This window comes from Streptomyces vinaceus (genome assembly GCF_008704935.1).
GTDB lineage: Bacteria > Actinomycetota > Actinomycetes > Streptomycetales > Streptomycetaceae > Streptomyces > Streptomyces vinaceus.
Map to the genome: position 1 here is coordinate 6354752 of NZ_CP023692.1, position 13709 is coordinate 6368460.

Annotated in this window: 13 protein-coding genes; 7 read left to right on the plus strand and 6 right to left on the minus strand. The window is 73.0% G+C overall.

Going from position 1 to position 13709, the window contains the following annotated elements; all coding sequences use genetic code 11:
• Positions 1-87 precede the first annotated feature (87 nt).
• A complete protein-coding gene (locus CP980_RS28710; protein ID WP_150529372.1) occupies positions 88-1272 on the plus strand; it encodes an acyltransferase family protein in 1185 nt (394 codons plus the stop codon).
• Between the two features lie 28 nt (positions 1273-1300).
• Here CP980_RS28710 and CP980_RS28715 read toward each other — a convergent pair whose 3' ends face one another.
• The gene (locus CP980_RS28715) at positions 1301-1969 is read right to left on the minus strand and encodes a DUF6445 family protein (protein WP_132758758.1); all 669 of its coding nucleotides are present in this window, start codon (positions 1967-1969) and stop codon (positions 1301-1303) included.
• A gap of 164 nt (positions 1970-2133) precedes the next feature.
• Here CP980_RS28715 and CP980_RS28720 point away from each other — a divergent pair, with 164 nt between their 5' ends.
• Positions 2134-2793, plus strand: coding sequence for a DUF2278 family protein (locus tag CP980_RS28720; RefSeq protein WP_132758759.1), 660 nt, complete (start codon positions 2134-2136; stop codon positions 2791-2793).
• Positions 2794-2808: 15 nt separating this feature from the next.
• Here the strand turns inward: CP980_RS28720 and CP980_RS28725 are convergent, their stop codons facing one another.
• Positions 2809-3084 carry a hypothetical protein gene (locus CP980_RS28725; protein WP_099893979.1) on the minus strand — a complete coding sequence of 92 codons (276 nt, stop codon included), beginning with the start codon at positions 3082-3084 and terminating at the stop codon, positions 2809-2811.
• A gap of 123 nt (positions 3085-3207) precedes the next feature.
• Positions 3208-3612, minus strand: a complete 405-nt coding sequence (locus tag CP980_RS28730; RefSeq protein ID WP_150529373.1) for an LPXTG cell wall anchor domain-containing protein — start codon at positions 3610-3612, stop codon at positions 3208-3210.
• A gap of 178 nt (positions 3613-3790) precedes the next feature.
• Here CP980_RS28730 and CP980_RS28735 point away from each other — a divergent pair, with 178 nt between their 5' ends.
• The 3 genes from CP980_RS28735 to CP980_RS35290 are packed head-to-tail and all read left to right on the plus strand — an operon-like array spanning position 3791 to position 6497.
• Positions 3791-5026, plus strand: coding sequence for a sensor histidine kinase (locus CP980_RS28735; protein ID WP_132758761.1), 1236 nt, complete (start codon positions 3791-3793; stop codon positions 5024-5026).
• Positions 5014-5664, plus strand: coding sequence for a response regulator (locus tag CP980_RS28740; RefSeq protein ID WP_123515592.1), 651 nt, complete (start codon positions 5014-5016; stop codon positions 5662-5664). Before CP980_RS28735 ends, CP980_RS28740 begins: the two co-directional genes overlap by 13 nt.
• Complete coding sequence (locus CP980_RS35290; protein ID WP_167535888.1) at positions 5661-6497, plus strand: DUF4097 family beta strand repeat-containing protein; 837 nt, start codon at positions 5661-5663, stop codon at positions 6495-6497. Before CP980_RS28740 ends, CP980_RS35290 begins: the two co-directional genes overlap by 4 nt.
• 61 nt (positions 6498-6558) lie before the next feature.
• On the opposite strand, the gene CP980_RS28750 is transcribed toward CP980_RS35290, so the two are convergent.
• Together CP980_RS28750 and CP980_RS28755 are read right to left on the minus strand one after the other, a co-directional pair.
• Complete coding sequence (locus CP980_RS28750; protein ID WP_150529374.1) at positions 6559-7383, minus strand: hypothetical protein; 825 nt, start codon at positions 7381-7383, stop codon at positions 6559-6561.
• A complete protein-coding gene (locus tag CP980_RS28755) occupies positions 7383-8663 on the minus strand; it encodes a VWA domain-containing protein (protein ID WP_150529375.1) in 1281 nt (426 codons plus the stop codon). The genes CP980_RS28750 and CP980_RS28755 overlap by 1 nt, the downstream gene beginning before the upstream one ends.
• A gap of 119 nt (positions 8664-8782) precedes the next feature.
• Between CP980_RS28755 and CP980_RS28760 the strand changes: the two genes are divergently transcribed.
• Entirely contained in the window at positions 8783-9061 is a 279-nt protein-coding gene (locus CP980_RS28760; protein ID WP_123515600.1) for a hypothetical protein, read from the plus strand.
• Positions 9062-9082: 21 nt separating this feature from the next.
• Here CP980_RS28760 and CP980_RS28765 read toward each other — a convergent pair whose 3' ends face one another.
• Entirely contained in the window at positions 9083-12580 is a 3498-nt protein-coding gene (locus CP980_RS28765; RefSeq protein ID WP_150530388.1) for a M28 family peptidase, read from the minus strand.
• A 169-nt stretch (positions 12581-12749) separates the two neighbouring features.
• Between CP980_RS28765 and CP980_RS28770 the strand changes: the two genes are divergently transcribed.
• The gene (locus CP980_RS28770; protein WP_123515604.1) at positions 12750-13709 is read left to right on the plus strand and encodes a LysR family transcriptional regulator; all 960 of its coding nucleotides are present in this window, start codon (positions 12750-12752) and stop codon (positions 13707-13709) included.

Below are 13709 nucleotides of genomic sequence, written 5' to 3' on the forward strand. Positions count from 1 at the left end.
AGGGGTGGTCGTCCGAGGTGCCCGGTAGGGTGCCGGTTGATCAAATCCGTTCATCGGACAGTCATCCAGGGAAGCGGCAGCCACGGTATGAGCGCGTCGAGAGCCATCGGACACCCAGGGCCGGGGGCCGTGCCGGGCGGCGGCGCCCGTCTGGCCGCCCTGGACGGCGTCCGGATCCTCGCCGCGCTGGCCGTCCTGTGCTACCACTACCTGGCGCTCGACAGCGGCTGGGGAGAGCCGGCCGCCTCCGTCTTCCCCGTCGCGAGCGCCTGCGCCGCCTACGGCTGGCTGGGCGTCGAGATCTTCTTCGTCGTCAGCGGGTTCGTCATCTGCATGAGTGCCTGGGGCCGTGGCGTGGGCGAGTTCGCCGCCTCGCGCATCTCCCGCCTCTTCCCGGCCTACTGGGCGGCCGTCCTGTTCACGGCCGGCGTCCTGTTCGCCTGGCCGGAGGTGCGCGGGGTCAAGGCGTTCAGCGACGTCGTGGTGAACCTGTCCATGCTCCAGGGCGGCATGAAGGTGCCGCACATCGACGACGCGTACTGGACCCTCTTCGTCGAGCTGAAGTTCTACGCCCTGTTCGCGCTGGTCGTCGTGCGCGGGGTCACCTACCGCAACTGCGTGGTGTTCTGCACGGTGTGGACCGTGGCCGGCGTGGTGGCGCCCACCGCCGACAGCGGAGTGCTGTCCTTCTTCGCGATCCCGACGTTCTCGCCGTACTTCATCGCGGGGATCGCCTTCTACCTCATGCGCCGGTTCGGGCCCAATGCCGTGCTGTGGGGGATCGCCGGCCTCCAGTTCGTCCTCGCGCAGAGCTACGTCCAGGGCCGCATGATCAGCAACCTGGGGCGCGGCGTGGCCGCCCACACGCCGGTCTGGCCGGCCCACGCCGTCATCGCCTGCGGGTTCCTCGTCATGGCGGGGATCGCCCTCGGCGCCTTCGACCGCGTCCGGTGGCGCTGGCTGGGGCACGCGGGAGCGGTCACCTATCCGCTGTACCTCATTCACATGATGGCCGGGCTGACGTTCATCCACCACTTCCGCCGCGAGGTGCGGCCCGTCCCCCTCGTCCTGGGCGTGACCGCCTTCATGGTGGTGCTCGCCTGGATCGTCCACCGGCTGATAGAGCGCCCCCTGGGCCGCCGCCTGCGCGCCGGACTGCGGCGCGCCGTGCACGACATCCGCCGGATGTCCGCGCAGCCGCCGGCGGTCCCCGCGGTCCCCGCCCAGGCGCCGTCGCCCGGGGCGGAGCGCGTCCGTACGGTCCGGCGCTGAACCGTCCGCCCCGGGGCCCGGCGCGGCGTTACGCCTTCCAGAAGAAGACGGCCGTCATCCGCTTCTCCTCCAGAGTGCTGCCCCAGTAGCCGGTGGCGCTGTGGATCAGGTTCGCGTGGTAGAGCAGCAGGCGGTTGGCGCGGTGGGGGACCCGTACGTCCTCGGTGAAGGAGTCCGGGGAGACGAAGCGGGTGCCCAGCGCGTCGACCAGGTTGTTGTGCGGTGCGATCACCTGGTTGCCGCCCAGGGCGCCGCCGGGCAGGCTCTGCCGGTAGAAGCTGGTCCCGCAGTCCTTGGGCACCTTCGGGTTGAGGTAGAGCACGGCGGCGTAGCGGCACAGGCTCCGCGAGTCGGTGTGCGGGCGCGACTCGGACTCACCTTCGCCGACCACCTGGACGCAGTTGTGGTTGAACGTCCCGCCGCCCGCGGGCCGTTCGGCCCAGATCTTCGGCGCGCCGGTCACCTTGCGCACCAGCCGTTCCACCAGGGCCAGTTCATCGGGCTCCAGACCCGGCATCGCGCGCAGCCCCGGCCAGCTCTCGGGCTTGTGCGGGTAGCCCTCGGTCCAGTCGTCCTTGGCCAGGCAGCGCTCCCGTACCGCGTCCGGGTCGGGCAGTACGTCGTCCAGGACCCAGTAGTCGCGCCCGCGGGTCGGCTTGCGGTACGGGAGGACCGGGAGGGGAGGAGGAAGGGGCATGGCAGGGACGGTAGCCACCGGGCCCGCCGCGGCTCGCTCCGCAAGGAGTCAACGTTGCGTCAAGTGTTCGCCATGGGGCGGGAGATCGCGGGACGCGGCCGGGGATCGCCGGGACACGCCCGAGGGCGGCCGCCGCCGGGCGGCCCGGGTGGTTCACTGGCGCCATGCCGCTCGAAAACTACGGAGTGCTGTCCGGAACCCTGCACCGCCACTTCCGTGACCGGCCCGATGACCAGGGCCGCTGGTTCCACGTCCACCTGGAGGTCGACGCGCCCGCCGGGCGCTACGCATGCGCCATCGACGTGGACAGCAAACACTCCGCCGTCGGCGTGCAGTGGAAGGTGTTCACCCTGCACGCCTCGGTGCTCGATCCCGTCGCGTCACCCGCGCCCGGATACCACGACCTCGCCCGGACCTCCGGATCCGGCGCGCTCGACTACCTGCGCCACCCGGCGCTCGCGGACCGCCCCGGCTGTCTCCTCGGCGGCCACCCGCCGCGGTGGTTCCAGCGGATCCTGGACCGGCTCCACCCGCCCCGGCCCTGGGTCTCGGGCTCCTACCTGGAGGCCTCGGCCGCGCTGGAGCCGATCCTCGTCGCCGGCCGGCCCGTCCTGGTCTTCGGCGAGCCCTTCGACGAGGGGCTCGGCATGCACAACGTCCATCAGAACCAGGGCGATCCGTACGGCAGCCAGTGGTGGCCGGACAACGGCATCTGGCAGGACGGGGCCACGCTCACCCGGCGCCCGGACGGACTCTTCGACGTGTTCGTCTCCAGGTTCTCCACGCAGAAGGAACCCACCGACGAGAACGGCCACCCGGTCTGATCCGCGGGGCCGCTCCTAATGGGCAGCGCGGCAGGCCCCGGACGCGACGTCCGAGGAGAAGCCGATGGCCTTCAGGCTCGCGGCGCAGCTGGTCTGGTTGCCGATCTGGCCCTCGTAGCAGGCCTGCCCCACGCCGTCCTTGAGCTGCTTGCCGTGCTGCGTGATGTACTGCTCGCACTGCTGGACGCTGGTGGGGGCGGCCGCGCCGGCGGCCGGGGCGGCGAAGAAGGCACCACCGGCGACGAGGACGAAACCGGCGAGGACGCTGGGGATACGGGCCGACGGACGCATACGGACGCACCTGCTCTCTCGGTCGCTCACGCGGCCCGCGGGTGCGCCGGGCCACGGACGGGGGCGGCGCGGCGGGCACTCGGGCGGAACGGCCGCCGCGGCGGGCACCCCGCCCTTTCGACGCTAGAACACCGGGCGGCGGGCCGCCACCGCCGCGCAGAGCGCCGCCAGGGGCAGCTCCGCGCACACCGCCAGGGCCACCGCCGTCGCCCGGGCGCCGCCGGAGGCCGCGGTCGTCACGTCGAACCAGGCGTCCATCACCAGCAGCGCGGCCGTCGCGGCGGCCAGGGGCGCCGCACGGGGATCGTGGCGGCCCAGCAGCAGACCGGTACCGCCCAGGCCGGCCGCCAGCATGGCGTCCAGCCCGATCCAGGCCGTCGACCAGTTGGAGACCTCCGCCGTGTGCGGCAGCGTCTTGGCGAGCACCACCATCCACGGCACCAGCGCCACGCCGGCGCCGGTCAGCAGCGTGGCGAGCCGGGGCCGGGGCGTGCGGCGGGTCTGGAAGCGCGGGGCGACGAGGGTCATGGCGCGGGAGCTCCTTCCGGCCCCGGCGGTCGGTCCCCCGGGCACGAAGATCACTCTGGCCGCGCGGGGGAGCGGAATCAGTAGCGGCACCGTCCGAACCGGGGGTGGCACTGGCTACACCCCCGGCCGGGCACCAGGGTGATGGAGCGGCCCTGACCAGTGCGATTACCGTACGGGTATGGGAGTTTCCGGGGCGCTGAGGCGTACCACACGCTGGACCGCCGACCACGCGCCCTGGTCGTCGTGGGCCTGGCGCAGTACCGCGTTCACCGCCGCCGGGGTCCCGATGGCCCTGCCCGCCGTGGCCGCGTTCGTGTTCTTCAAGGCCGCCCCGTTCACACTGCTCGTACTGCTGGGCCTGACCCCGCTGCTCACCCGGCTCCAGCGCAGCCGCTTCCGGGAGCTGCTGGAGCAGGAGATCCCGGCCGTCTCGTACGGGGACCGGCCCCTGCGCCCGGGGGCGCTGCTCGCACGGCTGCGCTCCGAGTCGACCTGGCGCCAGTACGGCTACCACCTGCTGCTCAGCCCGCTCGCCGCCATCGGCGGGGCGCTGACCGTCCTCGCCTGGGCCTGCGGGTTCGCCGCTGCCACCGTCTACGGCTGGCTCTGGCTGCTGCCCCTCGACACCGGCGGCACGGGCTGGACCCGGCGCTACGACACCGTCACCGTGCTGGGCTGCCTGCTGCTGCTCGCCACCCCCTGGCTCGCCGCCGCCCTCGCGCGGCTCGACTCCTTCGCCGCGGCCGCCCTCCTCGGCCCGAGCCGGGCCAAGGAGTTGGCACGCCGCGTCGAGGACCTCGCCGTGAGCCGGGCCGGCGTCCTGGACGCCGCCGACCTCGAACGCAGGCGGATCGAAAGGGACTTGCACGACGGAGCCCAGCAGCGGCTGGTCGCGCTCGCCATGAACCTCGGGATCGCCCGCGCCACGCTCACGGACCTGCCGCCCGAGGCCAAGGCCGTGATCGACGAGGCCCACCGGGAGGCCAAGGAGGCCATCGAGGAGCTCAACAGCCTCGTGCGCGGGCTGCACCCGGCGGTCCTGGAGGACCGGGGACTCGACGCGGCCCTCTCCGGCATCGCGGCCCGGGCGCCCCTGCCCGTCGAACTGACCGTGGAGCTGGAGCGCCGCCCCGGCCCCACCGTCGAGGCCGTCGCCTACTTCGTCGTCTCCGAGGCCCTCGCCAACGTGGCCAAACACGCCAAGGCCTCGCGCTGTCACGTGGATGCCCGCCGGGACGGCGACCTGCTGCGCATCACCGTCACCGACGACGGGGTGGGCGGCGCGGATCCGGCCGGCGGTACCGGACTGGTGGGCCTGCGCAAACGCGTAGGGTCGGTCGACGGAACCATCTTGATCAACAGCCCCTCCGGGGGCCCGACCGTCGTGACTGTGGAGCTGCCGTGCGGGCTGTGATCGCCGAGGACTCGGTGCTGCTGCGAATAGGGCTCGTCAAGGTCCTCGAAATGGCGGGATTCGAGGTGGCCGCGGAGACCGGGGACGCCGAGGGGCTGCTCGCCGCCGTCGCCGAGCACGAACCCGACCTCGCCCTGGTCGACGTCCGCATGCCGCCCGGATTCACCGACGAGGGCGTACGGGCGGCCCTGATGATCCGCAGGCAGTGGCCCGGCACCTCGGTCCTGCTCCTGTCGCAGTACGTGGAGGAGCGCTACGCCGCCGATCTGCTGGCCGGTCAGGACGGGGGCATCGGGTACCTGCTCAAGCAACGGGTCGCCGACGTGGAGGAGTTCATCGACGCCGTCCGCAGGGTCGCGGCCGGCGGTACCGCACTCGACCCGCAGGTCGTCTCGCAGCTGCTGCTGCGCCGCGGGGGCATCGACCCCCTGGAGCGGCTCACCCCGCGCGAGCGGGAGGTGCTCGCGCTGATGGCGGAGGGGCGCTCCAACGCGGGCATCGCGGCGCAGCTCGTGGTCGGCGAGAGCGCGGTCGCCAAACACATCAACAACATCCTCGCCAAGCTGGACCTGCCGCAGGCGGACGGCGACCACCGGCGGGTGCTGGCGGTCCTGCGCTTCCTGGACGGAGCCTCGTGAAGGGCGGCGGGGACGGCGGGGACGGCGGGGACGGTGGGGGCGCCGGGCGCGGGCGGCGCCCGCGGCGCACGGCCTGGATCGTGGTCGCCGCCCTGAGCGCCGTGCTCGTCGTCGCCCCGGCCGCCCGGCAGGTCTGGGCGTACGCCTCCACCGAGAGCGGGACGCTGAGCGGCGGCAGCGGCGAACGGCCCGTCTCCGCCGTGGAGATCGACGCCGGCGGCGCCGATGTGCGCCTCACCCCCCGGTCCGACGGGCGGGTGGCCTACGAGGCGCGGGTGCGCTGGTCGGCGGCGGCCCCGGAGATCGAGGAGAGCTGGCTCGGAGACACGCTGCGGCTGACCCCGCGCTGCCCGGCGGTCGCCGACCTCGTGGCCTCCGGATTCGGCTGCTCGGTCGACCTGGGCGTCACCGTGCCCGCCGGGATCCCGGTGAAGGTGACGGCGGGTTCGGGCACGGTGGCGATCAGCGGGCTCGGCGGCTCCGTCGACGCCGAGGTCGGCGCCGGGACGCTGCTGCTGAGCGCGCTGCGCGGGCCGCTGCGGGCGAGCGTCGGCTCGGGCTCGCTCGACGCCTCGGGGCTCAGCTCGGCGCAGGCCGAGATCCGGGCCGGGGCGGGCTCGGCCGTCGCGCGCTTCGCCGCGCCGCCGGATCGGGTCACCGCCCGGGCGGGAACGGGCCGGGTCCGGCTCACGGTGCCCGCGGCCACCCGGTTCCGGGTCACGGCCCGGGTCGGGGCGGGGCGCCTGGACATCGCGCCGGGGATGGACGACCCGGCCGCGCCGGGACGCCTCGACATCTCGGCGGACGCGGGCCGGGCGGAGGCGGGCTACTGAGCGTCCTGGGACGGACCGCGGCCCCGGCGGCCACGGCGGGGTGCCGTGGCCGCCGGGCCGGTCAGCCGCGGGGCGGGACCCCGGAGGGCCGGCCCCTGCCGCGGGTGAGGGAGTAGCCGAAGATGCCGGCGAGGGCGCCGAGGATCCCGCCCGCCGCCGTCCAGATCCAGCGGTCGGACCACCGGCCACCGGACCAGCCGTCGGCCGGTTCGCCGACCGCCGCCGGCTGCGCCGCATTCGCGGAGCCCGCCTGGGCGGCCTTGCCGATGCCGGGCACGAGCGGCTTGGCGAGGGCGCCGTCCACCGCGAAGGCGCCTCCCGTGTCCCGGGTGGAGGCCTCGACCTCGGCCCGTACGGGAAGACCCAGGTCCTCCTCGGCCACGCCGACCACCGTCAGGCGGACGTAGTAGCTGCCCGGCAGCGGGTCGTTGGCCCAGGGCTCCGCCCCCGGGCGCACGGTGCGCAGGGTGCAGGACAGCTCGACCGAGGCGGCCTCCTTGGCCGCCGCTGCCTGCTGCGTGCCGTACGTACAGGCCTGGCGGCGGCGCAGGCCGTCGTAGACGTCGAGCTGCCAGGTCGAGGCGGAGTGCCGGTTCGCCGCCGGAGGCAGCTTCACCGTGGCCTTGACCGTGGCCCGCTGCCCCGAATCCAGGGGGACCACCCAGTACAGGTAGTCACCGGTGGAGGCGTCGGCCGTGGCCCGCTGGCCCGGCCGGATCGCCGTGGCGGTCCGGAAGGCCGTGCCCGCCTCGGTCGGCCCCGAGGCCTTGGCGCCCGGGCTCGCGCTCGCGCTCGGCGACGGGGTGTCCGCGAGGGCGGCGCCCGCCGGGCCGAGGATCCCGACCGCGGCGAGGGCGGCGGCGGTCAGTACGCGTACGGTACGCATCAGTTGGTCCTCCAGACCGAGATACGCCAGCGGGAGATCCAGCCCCAGAGCAGACCGGCGACGAGGCCGGCGAGGACCAGCACGCCGATCAGCCACCAGCCGCGGCCGAGCCCGAACGCCGCCGCGTCGGAGGCGTCGTCGGGCCCGTCCACCACGTCGATGGTGAGCTCGACGGGCAGTCCCGGCGTGGTCTTCACCGAGGCGGGGGCCGAGAAGGAGTTGCTGACCTGGAGGCAGACGGTCTCCACCGCCCCCTTCCCGTCGCCGTCCCCCTCGGAGTCCTCGACCTCGGCCTTCGGGTACCGAAGACCGGTCGAGATCATGTCGGTGCGCCCGTCGCCCGCCTCCGAGCCCCGGACGATCTCACGGCCGTGCACGGTCGTCGCCCGCAGCATGACCCCGTAGTCGTTGTTGACGGCGCGGTCGGCGGCGACGCTCACCGAAGCGCGCAGCTCCTGGCCGGGCTTGACGTCGACCCGGTACCAGCGGTGCTCGCCGAAGGTCTCGCGGTCGGTGTAGAGGCCCGCGCCGAGCTGCGGGGCGCCGGCGCACTGCTTGGCTCCCTCGGTGGCGACCGGCGTGACGACGGGCGTGGCCGCCCGGTCCACCAACTGCTTCACGCGGCCGGAGAGTTCGGCGGTGTGCTGTACCGAGGTGTAGGTGCCGCCGGTGGCCTCGGCGATGCAGACGAGCTCGTTGCGCGTCTTGGCGTCGGGGACGAGCCCGAGCGTGTCGATGACGAGGTGGATGCCCTGCGCCGCGATGTCACGGGCCACCTCGCAGGGGTCGAGCGGGGCGCAGGTGTCCTCGCCGTCGGTGATGAGCACGATCCGCCGGGTGGCGTCGCCGCCCTTGAGGTCCTCGGCCGCGCCCAGCAGGGCCGGCCCGATCGGGGTCCAGCCGGTGGGGGCCAGGGTGGCCACCGCCGTCTTGGCCTCGGTCCGGTCGAGCTTGCCGACCGGGTAGAGCTGCTTGGTGTCCTTGCAGCCGAGCTGGCGGTCGTCACCGGGATAGGTGGCCCCGAGGGTCCGTATCCCGAGCCGCACCTCGTCCGGCGTGGCGTCCAGTACCTCGTTGAACGCCTGCTTCGCCGCGGCCATCCGGGATTTGCCGTCGATGTCGGTCGCCCGCATCGAGCCGCTGACGTCGAGGACCAGCTCGACCTTGGGGGACTCCTTCGCCACCGGTTCGCCGGCGGCTGCATTCGCCGGGAAGAGCCCGACCGCCAGAGTGGCCAACAGGCCGCAGGCCCCGGCCGCCACCCATTTTCTTGTGATCATCGCCGGATCGTATTGAGGATCCGCCCCCGAGGCCAAAACGCTCCCGACCTGCCGTCCCCGGCGGGCCCGGCTACGCTGGACGGGGGGAGGCTCAGCAGTGCCCCGACGGAGGCGACCTCATGAGACGACGCCATCACTTCCACATCGATCACGCGGGGCACTCCGTCAGCGCCACCGTCGAGACCGGCCGCCGCGTCGACGTGGAGATCCTGGTCGACGGCAAGGAGACCGGGCACGGCACCACGCACCACGACCGGCCCGTCACCGTGCAGGTGGAACTGCCGACCGATCCGCCGACCGCGGTGTCCGTACGGGCGACCCCGGGACCCGGCGTCCCGCGCTGCGTCCTGGAGGGCCCGGACGCCGTACCCCAGGTGATGTCCCCGCGCCGGTACTGACGCGGGGACACCGGGCGGGCGTCAGCTCGCCTGGAGGGTGACGTCGTCCACGACGAAGGAGGTCTGGAGGGACTGGTCCTCCACGCCCTGGAACGTCAGGGTGACGGTCTGGCCGGCGAACCGGGACACGTCATAGCTCTTGAGCACGTAGCCCGGGGCCGCGTCCAGGTTGGACAGGGTCTCCAGGGTCTGGCCGCCCACCGAGACGGTGAACCGGTCGTAGACCACGCTCTCGTTCTCGTCGGTGTCGATGTGGAGGTAGAACGCGAGCCGGGCCGTGGCGCAGCCGGCCGGCAGCGCCAGCGACTGCGAGGCGCTGTCGGTGTGGGAGGCGCCGTACCCGTTCAGCCACGCCATGTACGCGCCGCCGTGCGAGACCTGGCCGGACTGGTTGGTGACGACCCCGGCGGTGGCGGTCCACGGGCTGCTGCCGCTCTCGAAGCCGCCGTTGACCACGACCTGCTGCGGGGTGCACGTGCCCCCGCCGCCCACGGTCAGGGTGTAGGTGGTGCTGTGGGCGACCGTGCCGGTGCCGGTGATGGTCAGGGTGTAGGTGCCCGCCGTGGTGGCCGCGCCGACCTGTACGGTGAGCGTCGAGGAGCCGCCGGACTGCACGGAGGCCGGGCTGAGCGAGGCGGTCACCCCGGACGGGGCGCCGGAGACCGACAGGGCGAGCGTCTGCGGGTTGCCGCTCACGGTGGTGGTGTTCACCGTGGAGGTGACGCTGGTGCCCGGAGCGGCGGAGCCGGCGGACGGGGAGGTGCCGATCGAGAAGTCCTGCGCCGGGGTGTCCCCGCCGACCGCCTGCTTCCAGATCGCGTAGGCGACCCCGTCGGCGCTGCGGTCCAGCACCGTCGCGTTGATGTTGTTCGTCGTATCGCAGGAGCTGTGGTAGCAGGAGTCGTACGCCGCGTTCGCGGTGCCGCCCCACTTGGCCGCCTGCGCCGAGGTCTTGCGGGCGCTGGCACCGGCGGCGTAGCCGGAGGTGGGGATGCCGCCCTGCTGGAAGGAGTAGTCGTCACTGCGGCCCTGGCCCTCGGTGTTCTCCTCGGGGGCGAGGTTCAGCGAGGCCCAGTACGCCTTCAGCGGTGCGGCCGTGGTGGAGTTGACGTTGTTGATGAAGTAGCCGCCGTTGGGCGAGCCGACCATGTCGAAGTTGTAGTAGCCCTTGATGGCCGCCTTCTCGGCGCTGCTGAGCCGGCCCACGTAGAACTCCGAGCCGTTCAGGCCCTGCTCCTCGTCGGTCCACCAGGCGAAGCGCACGTGCTTGGTCAGGGTGGGGTTCTTCTGCGCGAGGACGAGCGCGTTCTCCAGCAGGGTCGCCGAGCCCGAGCCGTTGTCGTTGATCCCCGGACCCGCCGAGACGCTGTCGAGGTGGGCGCCGAACATGACGGTCTGGTCGGCGGGGCCGCCGGGCCAGTCCGCGATCAGGTTGTTGGACGGGTAGGTGCAGGAGGTGCAGTTCTGCTCGGTGACGGTGTAGCCGGCCGCCTGCAGCTTGCCCTTGATGTACGCGACGGACTGGGTGTAACCGGCGCTGCCCGCCCGGCGGTTGCCGCCGTTCTGCGAGGCGATCGTGTTCAGCTGGGCCAGGTGGGCCTGCACGTTCGCCACGTTGACGTTCGGCGGGTCGTTCCCCGGCTGCGTGCTGCCGACGCTCAGCGCGTAGTCGACGGTGTGCGCGAGGCCCGGGCCCTGGCCCTTGACCGTGATCGTGGAGGTTCCGGGTGCCGCGTTGGCCGTGGCGGACAGGGTCAGCGTCGAGGACTGGCCGGACTGCACGGTGGCCGGGTTGAAGGAGGCGCTCACCCCGGACGGCAGGCCGGTGGCCGTGAGGGTCACCTGCTGCGCCTGGCCGGTGGTGGTGCTGGTGGTCACGGTGGTGGTGACCGAGGCGCCCTGCTGGACGGTGCCCGACGACGGGTTCAGCGCCATCGAGAAGTCGTCGTTCTGCCCGCTCGGGGTGCAGGTCGGGTCGCCGGACTGGGCGGGCACGCTGATGGCGTCCCAGGCGGCCTTCGTCCGGTTGAACAGGTTGCAGGTGGCCGGGTCGAGCGACTTGGCGGAGCTGAGGGTCGCCGTCCGGTACTTCTTGTAGGACATGCTGCTGGTCTTGAGCAGCATGCCGCCGTAGAAGATCTTGCCGGCGGTCTGCACGCCCACGCCGGTGACGGTGGACTGGTTGCAGGTGGGGCTGTTCGGCTTGCCGCCGCCCGGGCTGCTGCCCTCGGCCAGCAGGTAGAACCAGTGGTTCAGGGGACCCGCGGCCGCGTGCACCTCGGTGCCGGGTATCGCGGAGCTGTAGCAGGCCGGGTCGTTGTTGACGGCCGGCGGGTTGTACATGTTCCGGATCGGCCCGCGGCCCTGCAGGTTGATCATTTCGCCGACGGTGTAGTCGGGGGTGTCGTACGGGGCCGGCTCGTTGGCGTACGCCTCGGTCAGCGCGCCGAAGATGTCGCCGGTGCCCTCGCCGAGCCCGGCCTCCTGCCCGCTGGTGCCGCCGGGGGTGTTGGAGTCGATGGCGTGGCCGTACTCGTGGCCCACCACGTCGATCCCGGCGATCCACTCGTTGGCGCTGTTGTGCCCGATGGTGACCGAGCTTCCGTCCCAGTACGCGTTGAGGTCGCTCAGGCCCACCTTGCCGGGGAAGCTGCGGCCGTTGCCGCTGACGCCGTTGCGGCCCAGCCACTGGCCCAGCATGTCCCACTGCTTCTGGGCGGCGAACATCAGGTCCGTACAGCCGGTTTCCTTGGAGGTCGCGTTGCCCGTGCCCCAGGAGTCCGAGGACTTGGTGAACACGCTGCCGGTGCTGTAGTCGGCGCAGCTCAGGCCGGGCCGGTTCGGGTCGCGCAGCGTGTACGAGCCGCCCGAGGCGGTGGTGTCGATGCTGAGCGGGTTGGGGCCGTTCCACTTGCTGGTGCCGCTGCCCGCGACGACCTCGTCGTGCCGGTCGACGACCTTGCCGGTGCGGGCGTCCACGAAGACGTGCAACTTGCTGGGAGCCGTCTTCGTGCTGCCGGAGAGGACGGTCTCCCAGGCGAGGACCGGCTTGTCGTCCTTGATCTTGACGACGAGCCGGCTGTCGAGCACCTTGTCGACCTTGGCCAGCTCCGCACGCGAGACCGTCTCCGCGGCCTTGGCGCTGACGGAGGGGGTGGTCGCCACGTCGATCGCGGTGGCGGAGGCCGACTGGACGGCGCGTACCCGCCCCTCGCCGTCGGCGAGGACGACCGCGTCGCCGCCGACGACCGGCAGACCGCGGTAGCTGCGCTCGTAGGCGACGGAGTACAGGTCCTGCACCCAGGGGGTGACCAGGCGCCGGTCGTACTGCTGCTGGGGCGAGTTGACCAGGGTGTCGAGGCCGCTGCGGACCGCGGCGTCGGCGGCGGCGACCGCGCGCTCGGCGGACCTGGCCTGCGGGGAGGGCGCGGGGGGCTGGGCCTGTGGCGCGGCGGCCGCGGCGGTGGCCAGCGTGCCGGCGAGGCCAGCCGTCAGCGCCAGGGCCGCCACGGAGGCCATCCATCTGGTGGGCTGCACGAGTCCACTCCGATCGTGGGGGGGATCCGCCCGAGGGGACGGGCGGGTGTTGGCGCCGAGTATGGGCGTGGACATGACGAGATTGGGACATCCCTGCGGCCATAAGGTCCGCGTTATGGTGCCGTCGTGTCACGCTGCGTAAGCTGCCCGAATGCAGCTGGAGTTGAGGCATCTGCAAGCCGTGTGCCAAATAGCGGAGTCCGGCAGTCTGGGGGGTGCGGCCCGGCGGCTCGGCGTCTCCCAGCCCGCGCTCTCGGCCCAGCTGCGCAGGATCGAGCGGGTCACGGGCGGCGAGCTCTTCGTCCGCGGCCGCAGTGGGGTCGAGCCCACGCCGCTGGGCCAGTTCGTGCTGGCCAAGGCGCGCCGCGTACTCACCGAGATGGAGAGCCTCGGCGCCGAGAGCCGCGCGATGGCGACCGACGCACCCCTGCGGCTCGGCTGCATCCTGCTCGTCCTCATCGACGGGCTGCTGGAGCGCACCGACCTCGTCCTGTCCGGGCGGGAGATCACCGTGGACGTGGAGCACTCGGTGACCGCGCTCGTACGGATGCTCGGCGCGGGCCGGTACGACGTCATCGTCTACGGCGAGGTCAACGACCACGAGGTGGCGCTGCCCCAAGGCACCCTGGCCCGGACCCTGGTGCCCAAGGAGCCCTTCTGCATCCGCATGTCCACCCGGCACCCCTTGGCGGGACGGGAGGTCCTCGACCTCGCCGAACTGGCCGGCGAGCAGTGGATGACCCTGGTCGAGGACGACGACGGCGGCCCCGAGGCGCTGGTCGAGGCCTGCGCGAAGGCCGGCTTCGCCCCGTCACTGCGCCACCGGATCACCGACCGCAAGATGCGCCACGACCTGGTGGCGGCGGGCCGCGCCATCTCCCTGACCCAGCCCACGGCCCCCGCGGTGGAGGGCACGGTGATGCGCCCGCTGCTCGGCACCCCGATCACGGGCCGTATCCGGCTCGCCTGGAACCGCTCGGCGGTCTCCGTCGGACAGGCGGACTCCCTCTACCGGGCGGCAGCCGGTGCGTACCTGGCCAACGTGGACAACAACCCCTTCCACCGCGCCTGGTGGAACGCCCATCCGGAGGCCCACCCGGCCCTCGCGTGA